Origin of the sequence: Rhodococcus sp. 14C212 (genome assembly GCF_011058195.1) — a bacterium.
In the GTDB taxonomy this organism is placed as follows: Bacteria; Actinomycetota; Actinomycetes; order Mycobacteriales; family Mycobacteriaceae; genus Rhodococcus; species Rhodococcus aetherivorans.
Genome location: NZ_JAALEH010000067.1, coordinates 1 through 16,606 on the forward strand (window position 1 = coordinate 1; position 16,606 = coordinate 16,606).

The window sequence follows — 16,606 nt, forward strand, 5'->3', positions numbered from 1 at the left end:
GTCCTCCTCAACGCCGCGGTGCTCTACGCCGCCAACGTGTGGCCGGGCTGGCAGGCCGTGCCGTTCCTCACCGAGGACACCCGGTCGGTCATGGGCTTCGTCAATGCCTCGATCCTGGCGAGCCTGATCGCCAATCTCCTGTACTTCCTGCGGGATCCCGTCTGGTTCAAGGCGCTGGGAGACATGGTCACCACCGCGGTCGCGCTGCTGGCGCTGCTGCGGATCTGGCAGGTGTTCCCGTTCGACTTCGGCGACGCCTCGTTCGACTGGCCGCTCGTGGTGCGCATCCTGCTGGGACTGGGAATCGTGGGCAGCGCCATCGGAATCGTCGCCGCGTTCGTCACCTTCGTCCGCAGCGTGGCGGGCCACCCGTCCACCCACGAGATCCGGCACCACTGAACAGCGCCCCGAGCCGGCAATTTCCCCGATCCGGAGGTCAGCATGGAAGAGCGTTACGACTACGACGTGATCGTCATCGGGGCCGGACCCGGTGGGCTCACGGCTGCGGCATATCTGGCGGCGGCCGGGCGCCGGGTCCTGGTGGCCGATGCCCGCAACCAGGCGGGTGGGCACATGTCCGCCTTCACCCACGACGGCTGCGAGTTCGACATCGGGCTGCACTACACCTCCGAGGCGCCGGTGCGACACGCACTCGGACCGGTGGGCGTGGACGTGACGTTCCGGGAGTTCGATCCCGCAGGAATGTTCCGGCTGCTGAACGGCGACCGCGAACTGGCGGTCCCGAAGGGCATGGACGCCTTCAAAGCCAATCTGTACGAGGCATTTCCGGCAGAGCGCCGCACGATCGACGAATTCCTCACCACCGTCGATCTGCTCACCGAGGAGCTGGGACGCATTGCGGAGCGGCCGCACCTGCGTGAGCTGCCACAGCTGCCGTGGCGGTTACGCGGCCTGCTGCGCTACGGACGCGCGACCGCCGGTGGCTACCTGCGCCATCTGCACGCCTCCCCGCAACTCACCACCGCACTTCTCGGCTGGACGACCGGCAGTCTGGCCGTGGCGCCGTCGCGGCTGTCGTTGCCGGTGGCAGCCCGGATGATCCACACCTATCTCGAGGGCCTGGCGTACCCGCAAGGCGGATCGCGGGTCGTCTCGGAGGGCCTGGCGGCGGTGGTGCGCCGCCACGGTGGCGACGTGCTGCTCGGCACGGAGGTGAGCCGGATTCTCGTCGCCGACGGCAAGGTCCGCGGCGTACGAACACAGGACGCATCGCTCGACACCGTTCCGGGGCCCGGACGCGAGATTCTCGCCCCCGCGGTCGTGTCGGCGGTCGACATCCAGCAGACCTACCTGTCGCTGCTGCCGCCGGATCGGGTGCCTCCCCGGCTCCTCCGGCGGGTACGCAGTTACGAACTGGCCCTGCCGCTCGCCGTCGTCTATCTGATTCTCGACCGGGACCTCGCCGCCGAGGGCTATCCGAACGCGACCCGTCTCGTCACCGACACGGACGACTTCGATGCGGAGTACGCCGCGCTCCGCGCGGGTGAGCTCCCTCCGTCCACGTCCGCCGGCCTGTGGATCGCGAGCCTCGCCGACCCGGAGAACCCCCGGCTGTGCGCGCCCGGACAGACCAACGTTCAGCTGATCGGCCCGGCACCGGCACAGCACACCTGGTGGGGAATAACACCGGGAAGGGGTTCGACGGCGCGCTACGACGCGAGACGACGCGAGCTTCGCGACCGGCTCGTGAGGTCGGCCGAACGCACGGTTCCCGGCCTGGCCGACGCCATCGTCCACGAGGAGACGGGGACACCTGTCACCGACGAACGCTTCATGCGCTGCACCGGCGGCGTGTCGTACGGCCCGGCGTTCACCCCGAGCCAGACGTTCACCCGCCTCGGCGCGACGGGATCGGTCGAGGGGCTGTTCCACGCCGGCGCGGGGGTGCGGCCGTCGCACGGGCTGGTCGGCACCCTGTTCGGTGGGATAGCCGCCGCAGCGGCGGTCGCGGAGGTATCCGTCGACGACCTGCGGGACGCCGCGGCGGCCGGGTGCGCCGCGGCGGCCGGCGCCCCCACCTGATCGGTCAGGGGCGCCGCCCCGCCGCGACACACGACTCGGACGGCGTCGACGACGGCCCCGCGGCGAGGCTTGCCTGGTACGACCCCCGGCACCGCACTAGCGTTGGAACCATGCCCGTTCCCGAACTGCTCGCCGGCCGCTACGAGCTGCGCGGCCTGCTCGGCTGCGGCGGCATGGGCGAGATCCGCGACGGCTGGGACACCCGGCTGGGGCGGCCCGTCGCGGTGAAGGTGCTGCGTGGCGAGTTCGGTCGCCAGCCCGACGTGCGACGGCGCTTCGAAGCGGAGGCGCGAGCCGCGGCGAACCTCACCGATCCGCACATCGTCGCGGTGCACGACAGCGGCGAGGACGCCGGAGTTCCTTATATCGTGATGGAACGCCTGCCCGGCCGCACCCTCGCCGACGAGATCGCCCTCGGTCCGATGCCGGAGGACCGGGTGCGCGCAGTGCTGATCGACGTGGCGGCTGCGGTCGCCGCGGCGCACGACGCCGGGATCCTCCACCGCGACATCAAACCCGGCAACATCCTCTTCACCGAGACCGGAACGGTGAAGGTGACCGACTTCGGTATCGCCAAGAGCGCCGGCGAGGACTACACCCGCACCGGCGAACTCGTCGGCACCGTCGCCTACCTGAGCCCCGACCGGCTCGCCGGCACCCCGGCGAGCGTGACCGACGATCTGTACGCGGTCGGTGCCGTGGGATACGAGGCGCTGACCGGGCGAAAGCCGTACGACTACGACAACCTGCTGGCCCTGGCGCGGGCGATCACACAGGGGCCGCCGCCGCCGCCGCTCGCCGCCGTGCGACCGGGCGTCGACCCCGCACTCGTGGCCGTGATCGAACGTGCGATGGCTCGCGAACCGGAGCACCGCTTCGGCAGCGCCCGGGACATGCTCGCCGCACTGCGGGATCCGCACCTCGCCGCGCTGCGGGACCCGCATCTCGCCGCACTGCGGGACCCGCACCTCGCCGATCCGGTGACCGAGGTGATCCACGCGCCGACCCGGGGGTTCACCGTTGCCGGGCCGCCCGTGCCGGCGCCCGTCCCGACGCTGTCGAGGTTCGACGCGGTCCCGGCGCCCGACTCCGGTCGCCACCGGATCCTGCTCACAATCGGCCTCACCGCCGCGGCGGTGGTCGCCCTCCTCCTGCTGGCCTGGGGCCAGGGCGGCGACACACCGCCGGTCGCCACGCCGGGGACGAGCAGCGTTCCCGCCACCGCCCCGACGCCGGTCGGCAGCGTGGGTTCGCCCACCACCTCGGCGGTGGACACCGGCCCTGCATTCACCACTGTTCCCGCCCCGGCGCCGATACCGCCGCCGGTCGTGCCGGATTCCGGCGGCGGCAGCGGCAACGGAGGTGGCGGGAACGGTGACGAGGGCGGTGGCAACGGAAACAGCGGGAACAACGGCGGCGGAAACGGTGGCAACGACGACGGCGGCAACAACGACGGTGGCAACAACGGCGGCGGCAACGGCAACAGCGGCAACAACGACGGTGGCAACAACGGCGGTGGCAACAACGGCGGTGGCAACAACGGCGGTGGCAACGGCCGCTGATGCCGGGTTCGGGACGTAGGTCCGCACAGGACGAGGACTTCTACCCGCGTGCGGCGGGCGGACCGTCGTGTTCGATCGGAACTGCGGGTCCGCAGGGGGGATTCGCCGCCTCACGGCGCCGACCGGATCCCCCGCGCAGCGGTGACCTCGAGCATGGTGCCGGCGGGATCACCCGGACAGCAGGCAGGCCCGGCACGGTGCGAGCCGCGGCCGGGACCGAGCGCTGCAAGCGCTCCCGCCTCCCGCTTCGAGGCGGGAGCGCTTGCGGCGTGGAGCGATCGTGGGTCAGAGCAGGATGCCGAGACCGGCGAGCAGCGTGAACAGCGTTGCAGCGAGGGAACCGAGAACCATGTGTCTACCTCCGTTGTGTCGAGTGACGATCCTTCCGTCCTCGCAGGAGCGGGGACGAACGACGCTCCCGCAGCAGCAGGGTCCACCACGGGGACGTCATCAAGATCATCGAGCGGTCCGTTCTAGGTGTTACGCGCGGTACCATCACCCCACCCCGTGATGTGCATCACCTACGCACCGCGCTGCGCCTCCGTCAGGATCCCAGGATGCGACGCAGTTGCCGGGCCTGACCGACGAGGTGGCCGTCCCCGCCGGTCAGCTCCGCCTCGTCGACACAGAACGCCTCGGTGGCCCACGCCGTTCGGTGCCGCAGGTGATACCAACCGTCGGCGGGTGCACGCGACGGGGCGAAATGCGCCGCGAACTCCACCGTCGGAATCGGGACGGGTGCGGACATCGTCGCGAACAACCCCGGCGGCAGCGCATCGAGGAGGATCGCGGCGCGCTCGACCGGAGCGAACTCGACCGCGGACGCCAGCCGTATCCACACCTCGAATTCCGGGTCGTCGCCCCCACCGAAGGGCCGGGCCGCGTTGATCGGCCGGATGTCGAGGTACTGCGAGAACGGCACGAAGTCGACCGGGATCTCCAGGGGCGGCAGCGCCACGGGATCCGTGCCGCCGAAATCGCTTCCCGTACGCGGCCAGGTCGTTGCACCCACCGTCCGGGCGAGCCGGACGAGGGCGGTGACCGAGTCCGACATGGATGCCCGGGCGCTCACGGTCCGGCCGCCGCGGACGTCGTCGACCGCGACGTCGACGGGGCCGGGCTGCACCGGGCCGGTGAAGTGCGCCGACACGGCGAGCGGCGTCGCGCCGGTTTCCACGGCGGCCGCGCGGATCAGGGCGGCGACGACGAGTCCGCCGTGCACACCACCGAATCCCAGCCAGCTGGAATCGAATTCGATCGGAAAGGGGGCGGGGGCGAGACGGGTCATGCCAGGACCTTCACTTCCGGTGTGGACGGGCGGGGGTTCATGCCTCCGGCGGCGAGGGCGGCGACGACGGCAACCGCCGCGATCGTCCACCAGGAGAATCGGAAGGCGGACACTGCATCGTCACCGGCCCCGAGGATCGCGACGAGCACGCTGATCCCGAGCACGGTGCCGAGTTGCCGGCTCATGGTGACGATCGCGCTGCCGGTGGCGGTGCGTGCCGGGGGCAGCTGCGCCGTGGCAGCCGAGAGGATGGTCGGCAAGGCCAGCCCCACGCCGACGCCGCCGAGCAGCCAGCCGGGCAGCAGCGCGGTCACATACTCCGGCTCCGGCCCCACCGTCGCGAGGACCAGGCCGGCGCCTGCGCCCCACAGCACGCATCCCGCTGCGGCGATCGCGCCGGGTGTGAAACGTCGCGCGAGCACCTGCCCGACTGCGGCGAAGAGCGGCACCATCAGCGGTCCGGGAGCCACGGCCAGACCCGTCCGCAGCGCGGAGTATCCCCAGACCTGTTGCACCCACAGCACATTGGCGAGGAGCCCGGCCGCGAACGTCGCGCTGAAGATCAGGGCGGTCACGTTCGACCAGGAGAAGGGACGCACCGCAAGCAGACTCGGCTCGATCAGCGGCGCGGGGTGCCGGGCGTCGACGTGTGCGAACAACAGCAGGGCCCCGACGGCGACGACGAACGCGGCGACGATGCGGACGTCGGCCCAGCCCCACTCCGGTCCCTGGACGAGTCCGAGCGCGAGTGCACCGATGCCGAGCGTCAGCAGAGCGGCGCCGGCCAGGTCGAGACGGGCGCCGGTATCGACCGGGCGGAGGTCCGGCACGACGCGCAGCGCGACGACGAGGAGCAGGATCCCGATCGGGACGTTGATCAGGAACGCCCAGCGCCACGAGACCTCGACCAGGAGCCCGCCGACCACCGGGCCGAACGCCGCCGCCGCGGCACCCGTGGCCGCCCAGATCCGCACGGCACCGGCACGTCGCGCCTCCGGCACCGCGCTCACGAGCAGACCCAAGGCGGCCGGTGTCAGCGCCGCGGCTCCGACGGCCTGGAACAGCCGGCAGACGACGAGCACCCACAGCGACGGACTCAGCGCACATGCCGCGCTCGCGGCGGTGAACAGCCCGAGGCCGACGAGGAAGCCGCGCCGGCGGCCGATGCGGTCGGCCCAGCGACCGAGCGGGACCAGCAGCGCCGCGTACACGATCGCGTAGCCGCTGAGCACCCAGCTGAGCTCTCCGAGCGAGCTGCCGGGGTAGCTGGTCCCGATGTCGCCCAGTGCGACGTTGAGGACGAACAGATCGAGGCTCGCAACGAAGGGCGCCCCCGAGAGGACGGCGAGGAGCGGGCCGATCCGGACCGGCACCTGACTTTGGCTTTCCATAGTCAGAGACGTTAGGGGCTGACTATGGCATTGGCAAGTCAGATAGGATGGGGGGCATGCATGCGGCACGGTTGGACGGCTTCCTGGCCGATCGCGACGCCTGGCAGGCCTCCCAGTGCTCGATCGCCAAGGCGATGGACGTGGTGGGGACCCGTTCGGCGATGCTGATCCTGCGCGAGGCCTACTACGGCACCACGCGGTTCGACGACTTCGCGCGCCGCGTCGGCATCACCGAGGCCGTCGCGGCCGCACGCCTGCGCGAACTGACCGCCGAGGGTCTGTTCGAGCGCCGGCCCTACAAGAAACCCGGGCAACGGACACGGTACGAGTACATCCTCACCGAGAAGGGCCGTGACCTGTTGCCTGCGGTGCTCGCGCTGATGCAGTGGGGCGACAAGTACCTCCAGGGCGAACGCGGGGGCCCCCTCGGCCTGTCCGACGACGCGACCGGCGACCCCGTGCGCGTCGAGGTCCGCAGCGCCGACCGTGAGGTCCCCCTCGAGGAATTGCGCCTGACGCCGAACTTCACCGAGGAGCAGGCCCGGCGCGCGATGCGTCGCACCGACCCCGCAAACCGATGACTCGCCGTCGCGCGCTCTGAGACAATCGCATCGGTCGATGCGTTTCCACGAGCGTGCCGGGGGTGGTCACGGTGACGGAGATCCCGGAAGACGATGCCGGGCCCGATCTGACCCGGGTGCCGACCGATTCCCTTCTCGCGGAGCTCCGCCGGCGGATCGAGTCGTCGCCGGCCCCCTCCGCGGCGGCAACGCCCGGGCGCAGCGAGGGCACCCCTCCCCCGAACACGCCCCTGCAGGTGTTCGAGGTCTCCGAGAACGAGGGCGACGAGACCGAGCTGCGCGCGTCACCGATCCACCCGGACAGCAGGACCTGAGCTGATCCGCGCGGTCGGCGACCGGCCGCAGCGAATTGCCGTCGCAGCTGGCCGGGAAGCGCGCGGGGCCTCGGCGCCACAACGGTGACGTGCCCTGCAAGGTCCCGTCTGTGCCGTCAGCCCCCAGCCGCAAACCGGCAGAGTCCTGCGCTGCCGGGTCGCGATGTCACGGGGTCAACGCCCGACAATCGTCGAGCTGAGCGGGGGGCTGGCCACCGCCGCGTTCCCGGCTGTCGTCCTGGATCACCGTGCCGACGTACCGATTCGTGAACGGGATCTTGTCGGCCTCCACGGTCCCCTGCAGCACGATCTTGCCGTTCACCCGGGCTGTGTACAGGTCTCCCTCGGCGCGCAGCTCGATCACTGCCCCTTCGGGAAACCTCGACGTGGACGCGTACTGCGGGGTCCCCGCCACAGGGGTGAACCCGTTCGGGTTGGCAGGATCTTCGTGGTACAACGCCATGATGCTGTCGGTGAACGCGAACTGCACACCGGTGTCGACACCGGGATTGGCGCGCACCACCGGACCGATCGACGAGTGCTCCGGTTCGCGTCCGTTCCAGCGGACCACACACCGCATCACCTGCGTTTCGCTCGGCATCGGCTCACTCCAGAACGCAAGACTCAGCGGAGTCGATGGAGTCCCCCGGCCGTCGAGATGACCGTTCACGATCCTCAGTGTGCCTCCACCCCAGGTGATCCAGTTCGGGCCGAGGGGGCCGTCCGGACGATCGAAGTCGTCGGCCGCACGCAGCACCAAGGGAGTCGCCGGGGCCGGTGCGCGGTAGTTGTCCTCACCCCTCTCGTCGGCGGTGTTCACGAGCGGCGAGGCCGCGATCCTCGGAATCGGAGCGAATTCGGGCCCGGCAGTGCGGGCATGTGGGTCCGCGGCACCCGGATCCGCGTCAGCGAGAGGTGCCAGTCCGGTTGCGAGGGCGAGCGACCCACACACGATGCCGAGCCGCACTACGCCTTTTCGGACGGACGTGAGAATACGATCGTTCGGTTCGGGAAGCACGCCGGGAAGTTTAGGGCCCGAAAGCACATCTGCCAGTGATGCTCGTCACGACCACTTCCCTCCAGGCCACGGCAGGCCTATGCCCGCAGCACCCATATGCGCCGATCAGAGGCATACGTGGTGCCAGTAGGGGGACCCCTGCGGTCCGGTTTCCGGGATTCGAACGGCCGCTCAACGGCGGAGCTCGGCGCCCAGCCGTGCGGCCTGACGCGTGAGGTGGTCGCGTTCGGCGAGGTTGGGCGCTGAGCGGGCCGCTTCGGTGTAGAGCCGTGCAGCGGTCACCAGATCACCGGCACGCTCGTGCAGATACGCCGCGGCGGCGGCATGGCGGGGCAGGGCGGGGTCGAGCGCCGCCAAGGCGGCCAGACCGGCCCGCGGGCCGTCGGCCTCGCCGACCGCGACGGCACGGTTGAGACGGGCCACCGGGCTGTCGGTGAGCCGCACGAGTTCGTCGTACCACTCGAGGATCTGCACCCAGTCGGTCTCCTCGGCCGTGCGGGCGTCGGCGTGGAGCGCGGCGATGGCGGCCTGGGCCTGGAACTCCCCCAGTCGGTCGCGGGCGAGAGCTGCCTGGAGCACGTCGACGCCCTCGGCGATCAGACGGGTGTCCCACAGGCTGCGGTCCTGCTCGGCGAGCGGCACGAGGCTGCCGTCGGTGCGGGTTCGTGCCGGGCGCCGTGCGTGGTGGAGCAGCATGAGCGCGAGCAGGCCCGCCACCTCCTCGTGCTCGGTGCCGGCCGCCAGCTGGCGGGTGAGCCGGATCGCCTCGACGGCGAGGTCGACGTCGCCGGAGTAGCCCTCGTTGAATACGAGGTAGAGCACGCGCAGCACCGTGGCGACGTCACCGGGTCGGTCGAACCGGACGCTCGAGACGGTCCGCTTGGCCCGGCTGATGCGCTGGGCCATGGTTGCCTCGGGCACGAGGTAGGCCTGCGCGATCTGTCGCGTGGTCAGACCGCCGACCGCGCGCAGTGTCAGCGCGACCGCCGAGGCCGGCGTCAGGGACGGGTGCGCGCACAAAAAGTACAGCGCAAGCGTGTCGTCCACTACCTCGGCCGGGCCGGGCACGGGCTCGACCTCGACGAGCACCTCGCGCCGCCGCCGGGAGGACTCGGCGCGGGTGGCGTCGAGGAACTTGCGCCAGGCCACGGCGACCAACCAGCCCGTGGGGTCCCGCGGCGGATCATCCGGCCACACGCGCACCGCTTCGACCAGGGCCTCCTGCACGGCGTCCTCGGCCGACGCGAAGTCGGCTCCGCGGCGGACGAGGATCCCGATCACCGTGGGGGTGAGGGTCCGCAGCAGGGTCTCGTCCACCGTGCCTCACTCCGTGACGGTCGGAGGCGCGGACAGGAACGGGCGCACCTCGAGCCACTCGTGAATCGGCTTCCCGCCCGCCCCCGGAGCCGCAGACAGCTCGCCGGCCAGCTCCAGCGCCCGCTCGTAGCTGTCGACGTCGATCACCATCCAGCCGGCGATCAGATCCTTGGTCTCCGCGAACGGGCCGTCGGTGACCGGCGGCCGCCCCTCGCCGTCGTACCGGACGAACGTGCCCTCCGGGGACAGCGCCTGCGCGTCGACGAACTCGCCGGTGCCCTCGAGCCGAGCGGCGAAGTCGTTCATGTACTGCATGTGGGCGGAGATCTCCTCCGGCGTCCACTGGTCCATCGGCACGTCGTTGACCGATGCCGGCGCGCCACGGTAGTGCTTGAGCAGCAGGTACTTGGCCATCGTGTTCTCCTTGATGCGGTACAGCCCATTGTGGCCGTGTTCACCCCAGGGACGGAGCCGTGCTCGGGATCTCGACATCCCACCGCGACATTTTCCGGCGATCTGCCATGCCGCACTCCGCGGCGCCACAGGAGCCGCGCCGAGCTTCGTGCCGCGGGCGTGCAGGCCGGCCACGACGCGTCGAGTGAGAGCGAGTGCGGGCAAGACACTGGAACAGGGCCGGCACCTTCCCGGAACCGGCCCCTGACCTGCCGTGCAGCGTTTCCGCTGGTGGAGCCCCCTGTCAGGATTGAACTGACGACCGCTCGCTTACAAGGCGAGTGCTCTACCACTGAGCTAAGGAGGCAGTCGAGCGGCCCCATCATATCGGTAGCGCCCGCTCCCCATGCGACCGCCCGGGTTCGTTACGGTGGATCCATGGCTGCTGTTACCGCGCGCATCGCCGGACACCGGACGGACGGGAGCACGTAACGGTGGGGACGCTGGCAACCGCCTTCGGGAAGCTCGTCCTCGACCGTCGCGCCACCCTCGACACCATCACCGAGGCGCCGGCGCCGCTGCAGCCGATCGACCTGACCGACGACGCGACGGTCGCCGAGGCGCTCGACGTCGCCGTCCGCGTCGGCGAGGTGCTGCTGGCCGCGGGCACGGGCGCGATCGACACCTCCGAGCAGGTACGTTTCGTCGCCGCGACGTACGGCCTGGCCCAGTGCGACGTGGACGTCACCTACAACTCGATCGTGCTCTCGGCGTACCGGGGGCCGACGATGCCGCCGGCGAGCACGATGCGTGTCGTGCAGTACCGGTCGATGGACTTCACGCGGCTCGCCGCGGTGGACCGGCTGACCCGGCGCATCCGGCGGGAGGCGATCTCGCCGGCGCAGGCCCGCGAGGATCTGCTGGCGATCACGACGGCGCCGCACCCGTATCACCGCTGGGTGGCGACGTTCGCGTGGGCGGCGATGGCGGCGTCGATCTCCGTGCTGCTCGGCGGTGGCGCGCTCGTGGCAGTGATGGCGTTCGCGTCGACGGCGGTCATCGACCGGACGAACCGCGTCCTCAACGGCATGGGCCTGCCGTTCTTCTTCCAGCACGTGGTCGGCGGCATCATCGCCGCGACGCCCGCGATCCTGTTGTTCAACCTGCGCGAACCGTTGGGTGTCGACGCGCCGCCGGGCCTGATCATCGCGGCCGGCGTGACGGTGCTGCTGTCGGGACTGTCGCTGGTGGGTTCGGTGCAGGACGCGATCACCGGGGCACCGATCACCGCGTCGGCGCGGTTCTTCGAGCTGGTGATGATGACCGGCGGGATCATCGCCGGCGTGGCGACGGCGCTGAAGGTGATGGAAGCGCTCGGCGCGGAGCTGCCGGTGATCAGCAACGATGCGCTGCCGACGGCGACCGCGCTGCCGGTGAAGGTGCTCGCCGGTGCGGCGTCGGCGTTGTTCTACGCGCTGGCGTGCTACGCCGAGCGACGGGCGCTGACGGCCGCCGCGCTCGGCGGCGCGGTGGGCAGCCTCGTGTTCTTGATGTCGATGGAGTTCGCGGTGGGTCCGATCATCTCGTCGGCGACCGCCGCGACGGTGGTCGGCTTCGCCGGTGGTTTGATGGCGCGACGCGCGCTGACCCCGCCGCTGGTGGTGGCGGTCGCCGGCATCACCCCGTTGCTGCCGGGTCTGTCGTTGTACCGGGGCCTGTACGCGGTGATCGGCAGCGAACTGCTGCTGGGGCTGACCGCGCTGTTCTCGGCGTTCGGCATCGGGTGCGCGCTGGCTGCAGGGGTGACGCTCGGCGAGTGGCTGGCCCGCACGGTCCGGCATCCGCGGAGCGTGCTGCGGGCGGGGGCGCTTCGCCGGCCGCAGTTGCGCCGTGTCCGGCGGGTGCGTCCGTACCGGGGCTCGAAACGCCACGAGAGTCACTCCGCGGGTGGTGCACCCACGGTGTGACTCTCGTCGACGCGGTTACCGCGGCAGGTCAGGCGCCCGCGTTGCGGGCCTTCTCGTCCGCCTCCATGGCATCACGCAGGCTCTTCGGCCGCATGTCGGTCCAGTTCTTCTCCACGTACTCGACGCACGCTGCACGCGACTCCTCCCCGAACACCACGCGCCACCCCTGCGGCACCTCGGAGAAAGTCGGCCACAGCGAGTACTGCTCCTCGTCGTTCATGAGGACGTAGAAGCGGCCGTCTTCGTCGTCAAAAGGATTCGTGCTCATCTCGCCTCACTTGTCGCATAGGTGTGCTGCTTTCGTACCCTAGCAAGCGCCGGGGTCCGGTCATGACCCGCTGGTAGTTTTCCGTCGCGTCGCTCGAGGACGGATCCGAGGATCTCCCCGGACCGGATCGCGACGTTGGACAGCAGCGACGCCGTCAGCCCGTGGGTCTTCTCGGTGCCGCCCTGCAGATAGATCCCGGCACGGACGTCGCCGGCGGTGGGGAGGCGGTAGTCCCGGTCGACCGTGCGCAGCGGCGACGACGCGGAAGCGAGGGCGCCGAGCAGCGGCGGCAGCGGGGCGGGCTCGAACCCGGTGGCGAGGACGACGGCGTCGCACATCAGGGTGTCGGTGAGTCCGTCGATCGTGCTGCGCACGTCCACCTCGATTCCGGTGGTCGTCTCGGCGACCGCGACGATCTCGGAGGCGCGCCGCATGAACAGCCGCCGCCGGCCGCTGACGCGTTCGCGGTACTCGGCCGCGTACAGCGCGGTGATCAGGTCGGGGTCGACGACGGAGTAGTTGGTGCCGCGGTGCAGGGCGAGCAGTCGTGCACGCTCGGCCTCGGGTGCGGCGTGCAGTTCGTCGACGGTGGCCGGGTCGAAGATGCGGTTGGCGTACGGACTGTCGTCGGCGGGGCTGTAGCCGAAGCGAGTGAAGACGTTGTGCACTTCGGCCTGCGGATAGTGGCCGTGCAGGTACTGCACCACCTCGGCGGCGCTCTGGCCGGCGCCGACGACGACGAACCGCTGGTGCACGGGCGCGGGCATTTCGGCCAGATGGAACAGGAACCGGTGGTTGTGAAAGCAGCGCGCGGTCTCGGTGGCCCACGCGGGGATGCGGGGGCGCAACCCCACGCCGACGACGATGTTCCGGGCGTGCACGACGGTCCCGTCGGCGGTGTGGACGGCGAGGCGGTCGGCGATGCCTGCCTCGTCGTGCACGGCCTCGACCGTGGTCACCTCGGTGCCGTAGCGCACGTCGGCGTCGACGCGGCCGGCCGCCCACTGCAGGTAGTCCTGGAATTCGTGCCGCGTCGGGAAGAACGTCTGGTGGTTGACGAAGTCGACGAGCCGGCCCCGGTCGTGCAGGTAGGCGAAGAAGGTGTAGGGACTCGTGGGGTTGCGGAAGGTGACCAGGTCCTTCGGGAAGGCGATCTGCATGGTGGCGCCCTCGAGGAGCATGCCGGGATGCCACGCGAAGGCGGGTTGCCGGTCGAAGAACCGGGCCCGCACGGGATCGTGCGGGGCGTCGGCATTGTGTTCTTCGACGGCGATCGCCAAAGCGAGATTGGCGGGCCCGAATCCGATCCCGACGAGGTCGAGGAGTTCCGGTGGTTCGCCGTCCGGCGACAGCGAGTCACCGCTGCCATTGCAGGATCGGTCGGTCATTGGTCGCTCTTCCGTGCTCTGGGGCCGCAGCCGCGGATGGATCGATCGCACAAGAAGATAGCTCAGGCTATCCTTGGTTTGGTTAGCCTACCAATCATTGCGGTCGGCCGGGGAAGCTGCGCTGCGGCCCTCCCCGCCGGCTCCGGCCCGCTCTAGCTGCGCCCCTCCACCCGCGCGAACAGGTCGCCCTTGCGGATCTTGCCGGTGGCGGTCATGGGCAGCGCAGCCACGAGTTCGACGATCGGCACCTTGTAGCCGGCCATGTTCTCCCGCGCCCACGCCACGAGCCCCTCGGCCGTGACGGCCGCGCCGGGGACCAGCTGGACGAACGCGAACGCGACCTGTCCCCTGTCCGGGTCGGACTTGGGGACCACCGCGACCGTCGCGACGTCCGGATGCATGCGCAGCAGCGCCTCGACCTCGGCGGGGAACACGCTCATGCCGTTGGTCTTGATCATCTCCTTGTTGCGGGCGAGGTAGTGCAACGCGCCCCGCTCGTCGAACCGGCCGACGTCACCGGTGCGCAGCCAGGCGCCCTGGAACGAGTCCGCGGTGGCCTCGGCGTTGCGGTAGTACCCGGTCGTCACCGAGGGGCTGCGCACGATGATCTGCCCGCTCGCGGCGATCGGCACGGGAGCGCCCGTCTCGTCGACGATCAGGATGTCGGTGCCCGGCACCGGCAGCCCGCAGAACACGGGCTCGCTCTCGAGGTCGAAGTCGCCGTCCTGGAAGCCGAGGGTGAAGGTGTCGGCGGTGTTCGTCTCGGTCATGCCGTAGCTCGCCTCCCGCAGGGTGTGGCCGGTCGCGTCGCGCCACCGCCGGCGGATCGCCGGATCCAGCTTCAGCACGAACGACACCGCCATGGCGTTGTCGAGGGTGGCGGCGCGGCTGCCGTCGAAACCGGGCGCATCCATCAGCTCCACGTAGTTGTCGACGGTGCCGACCGTGCTGGTGACGCCGTGCCGCTCGACGAGGGCGAGCGCGGCGTCCGCGTCCCACCGGGTCATCAGCACGACGGTGCCGCCGTTGACGAGGGGATTGAGGATGCCGAAGACCTCGCCGGCGATCCAGAACATGGGCAGGTAGTTGAGCACCACCGTCGTCTCCCCCACCCGGCGGCCGCCGCCGACGGTGGCCGCGGCGGCGGTGTAGACCATGTGCCACGAGGTGTGCTCGCAGCCCTTCGGCATGCCGGTGGTGCCACCGGTGTAGTTCAGGGCGGCGAGCGCGTCCGGATCCGTCGCGACGGCAGGTGCGCGGGGACTGTCGACGATGCCCGCCCAGTCGCCGGCGGCGGGATCGGCGACCGGGAAGGGCGGTGGCACCTCCCCCGGCGCCACACCGGCGAGCATGTCGCCGAGGGCGGTGACGGCGACGTGCCGCACCGGGGTGCGCGGCCGGACCGCTTCCACGAGCGGGAGCAGTTCGGGCTGCGTGAGCAGGATCGTGACGCCGGCGTCGGCGAGCTCGTGGGCGAGTTCGTGCTCGCGCAGCATCGGGTTCACGGGCACGTGGACGGCGCCGATCTTGAGAATCCCGAGCATCGCGACGTGGAACTGCGGGCAGTTGCCGAGGTGGACACCGATGCGGTCGCCGGCCCGGGCGCCGCGGGCGAGCAGCCAGCCGGCGAACCGGTCGGAGAGGTCGTCGTACTCGGCATAGCCGACGGTGCGACCGTAGAACTCGATCGCGGGTGCGTGGGGACGCACGCTCGCCCAGTGCCGCAGGTAGTCCACGAGCCCGCGGCCCTCGATCGGGTACTCCACCGTGCGCGGCACCTCCGGCGGCCAGTGGGCCTCCTGCACCCGCCGGATCCCGGCGAGCGAGGCCTCGAGCGCATCGGAATCGGTGGGGACCGTGTCGAGCTGGGGTGTCATGTCGACCTTCCGTTTCTCGGGGCATCCGGCGACGGCCGGGGTGATCCCGGTCACCCGCCATGTATAGTTGAATCCGGGGTCGGATTCAACTGTGCTGGATTCTCACGGAGTATCCGAATCACCGCACCGCAGTAGACGTTCCGCTGCCGAAAGGAATACGCATGGCGTCCGTGAACAAGCAGGTCCGATTGGCGCGACGACCGGTCGGCCGCCCCGACGAGTCCACCTGGGACATCACCACCGCACCCGTTCCGCGGCCCGCCGACGGCGAGTTCACCGTCCGCGTCGAGTACGTCTCCCTCGACCCCGCCATGCGGGGGTGGCTGAACGACGTCCGTTCGTACATCCCGCCGGTCGCGATCGGCGAGATCATGCGCGCCCATGCCGTCGGCCGGGTACACGAATCCCGGCACGACGACTACAAGGAGGGGCAACTCGTCTCGGGACACTTCGGGGTGTGCGACTACGCCGTCTCCGACGGTAGCGGCGTCGTCCCGGTCGACGAATCCCTCGCAGCCCCGCCGGTGTGGCTGGGCGCCCTCGGATTCCCCGGCATGACAGCATATTTCGGGCTCGTCGACGTCGGGCGGATGAAGCCGGGCGACACCGTGCTCGTCTCGGGCGCCGCCGGGGCCGTCGGCAGCATCGCCGGGCAGATCGCCAAGCTGAGCGGATGTCGCGTCATCGGCATCGCCGGCGGGCCCGACAAGTGCGCGTGGCTCACCGACGAACTGGGCTTCGACGCCGCCATCGACTACAAGGCCGGTTCCGTGGGCCGAGCGCTGCACGCCGCCGCGCCGGACGGGATCGACATCTACTTCGACAACGTCGGCGGTGAGACGCTCGACTCGGCACTCGCCGTGCTGCGCAAGAACGCGCGAGTCGTGTTGTGCGGTGCCATCTCCGGCTACAACGCGACCGACCCGCAGCCGGGGCCGTCACGCTACCTGTCCCTGCTGGTGAACCGGGCCTCCATGGCCGGGTTCATCGTCTTCGACTACCTCGACCGCTTCCCCGAGGGCATGGCCGCGGTGTCGGACTGGATCCGCCGCGGCGAACTGGTCACCCGCGAGCAGGTCGAGACCGGCGGCGCCGAGGCCTTCGGGCGCACGCTCAACATGCTGTTCGACGGCGCGAACACCGGCAAGCTCGTGCTGAAGATGACCGACGACGCCTGAGGGCTCGCGCGGGGTGGTCGA

At 70.6% G+C, this 16,606-nt stretch carries 15 protein-coding genes and 1 tRNA gene; 7 read left to right on the forward strand and 9 right to left on the reverse strand.

Annotated elements, in window-relative coordinates; translation table 11 throughout:
* From G6038_RS22550 to G6038_RS22560, 3 genes are all read left to right on the forward strand, one after another.
* Positions 1 to 399 (forward strand): hypothetical protein (locus G6038_RS22550; RefSeq protein ID WP_165039982.1); only part of this gene is annotated, 399 nt, incomplete at its 5' end.
* Positions 400 to 441: 42 nt separating this feature from the next.
* Positions 442 to 2,043 (forward strand): NAD(P)/FAD-dependent oxidoreductase, encoded by a 1,602-nt coding sequence (locus tag G6038_RS22555; RefSeq protein WP_165039983.1) that lies wholly within the window; start codon positions 442 to 444, stop codon positions 2,041 to 2,043.
* A gap of 110 nt (positions 2,044 to 2,153) precedes the next feature.
* A complete protein-coding gene (locus G6038_RS22560; protein WP_165039984.1) occupies positions 2,154 to 3,605 on the forward strand; it encodes a serine/threonine-protein kinase in 1,452 nt (483 codons plus the stop codon).
* A gap of 544 nt (positions 3,606 to 4,149) precedes the next feature.
* Here G6038_RS22560 and G6038_RS22565 read toward each other — a convergent pair.
* The gene (locus tag G6038_RS22565) at positions 4,150 to 4,893 is read right to left on the reverse strand and encodes a thioesterase family protein (protein WP_165039985.1); all 744 of its coding nucleotides are present in this window, start codon (positions 4,891 to 4,893) and stop codon (positions 4,150 to 4,152) included.
* Positions 4,890 to 6,284: an MFS transporter gene (locus G6038_RS22570; RefSeq protein ID WP_165039986.1), complete on the reverse strand. Its 1,395-nt coding sequence runs from the start codon at positions 6,282 to 6,284 to the stop codon at positions 4,890 to 4,892. The genes G6038_RS22565 and G6038_RS22570 overlap by 4 nt, the downstream gene beginning before the upstream one ends.
* A 56-nt stretch (positions 6,285 to 6,340) precedes the next feature.
* Here G6038_RS22570 and G6038_RS22575 point away from each other — a divergent pair, with 56 nt between their 5' ends.
* Complete coding sequence (locus G6038_RS22575) at positions 6,341 to 6,865, forward strand: helix-turn-helix domain-containing protein (protein WP_165039987.1); 525 nt, start codon at positions 6,341 to 6,343, stop codon at positions 6,863 to 6,865.
* Between the two features lie 62 nt (positions 6,866 to 6,927).
* A complete protein-coding gene (locus G6038_RS22580) occupies positions 6,928 to 7,179 on the forward strand; it encodes a hypothetical protein (protein ID WP_165039988.1) in 252 nt (83 codons plus the stop codon).
* A gap of 166 nt (positions 7,180 to 7,345) precedes the next feature.
* Here G6038_RS22580 and G6038_RS31535 read toward each other — a convergent pair whose 3' ends face one another.
* The 4 genes from G6038_RS31535 to G6038_RS22600 form a co-directional block, all read right to left on the reverse strand.
* Entirely contained in the window at positions 7,346 to 7,780 is a 435-nt protein-coding gene (locus tag G6038_RS31535) for a hypothetical protein (protein WP_240918666.1), read from the reverse strand.
* Between the two features lie 588 nt (positions 7,781 to 8,368).
* Positions 8,369 to 9,514, reverse strand: a complete 1,146-nt coding sequence (locus tag G6038_RS22590) for a DUF6596 domain-containing protein (RefSeq protein WP_165039989.1) — start codon at positions 9,512 to 9,514, stop codon at positions 8,369 to 8,371.
* Between the two features lie 6 nt (positions 9,515 to 9,520).
* The gene (locus G6038_RS22595; protein ID WP_165039990.1) at positions 9,521 to 9,928 is read right to left on the reverse strand and encodes a YciI family protein; all 408 of its coding nucleotides are present in this window, start codon (positions 9,926 to 9,928) and stop codon (positions 9,521 to 9,523) included.
* 271 nt (positions 9,929 to 10,199) lie between these two features.
* Positions 10,200 to 10,274 (reverse strand) — tRNA-Thr (locus G6038_RS22600).
* A 127-nt stretch (positions 10,275 to 10,401) separates the two neighbouring features.
* Here G6038_RS22600 and G6038_RS22605 point away from each other — a divergent pair.
* Positions 10,402 to 11,874, forward strand: a complete 1,473-nt coding sequence (locus tag G6038_RS22605) for a threonine/serine exporter family protein (protein ID WP_165039991.1) — start codon at positions 10,402 to 10,404, stop codon at positions 11,872 to 11,874.
* Positions 11,875 to 11,902: 28 nt separating this feature from the next.
* Here G6038_RS22605 and G6038_RS22610 read toward each other — a convergent pair whose 3' ends face one another.
* From G6038_RS22610 to G6038_RS22620, 3 genes are all read right to left on the reverse strand, one after another.
* Positions 11,903 to 12,142 carry an MbtH family protein gene (locus G6038_RS22610; RefSeq protein ID WP_003936798.1) on the reverse strand — a complete coding sequence of 80 codons (240 nt, stop codon included), beginning with the start codon at positions 12,140 to 12,142 and terminating at the stop codon, positions 11,903 to 11,905.
* Positions 12,139 to 13,530, reverse strand: a complete 1,392-nt coding sequence (locus G6038_RS22615) for a SidA/IucD/PvdA family monooxygenase (RefSeq protein ID WP_165039992.1) — start codon at positions 13,528 to 13,530, stop codon at positions 12,139 to 12,141. Before G6038_RS22615 ends, G6038_RS22610 begins: the two co-directional genes overlap by 4 nt.
* 152 nt (positions 13,531 to 13,682) lie before the next feature.
* Complete coding sequence (locus G6038_RS22620) at positions 13,683 to 15,407, reverse strand: AMP-binding protein (protein ID WP_165040006.1); 1,725 nt, start codon at positions 15,405 to 15,407, stop codon at positions 13,683 to 13,685.
* Between the two features lie 161 nt (positions 15,408 to 15,568).
* Here G6038_RS22620 and G6038_RS22625 point away from each other — a divergent pair, with 161 nt between their 5' ends.
* Positions 15,569 to 16,585: an NADP-dependent oxidoreductase gene (locus G6038_RS22625; protein WP_165039993.1), complete on the forward strand. Its 1,017-nt coding sequence runs from the start codon at positions 15,569 to 15,571 to the stop codon at positions 16,583 to 16,585.
* Positions 16,586 to 16,606: the final 21 nt, after the last annotated feature.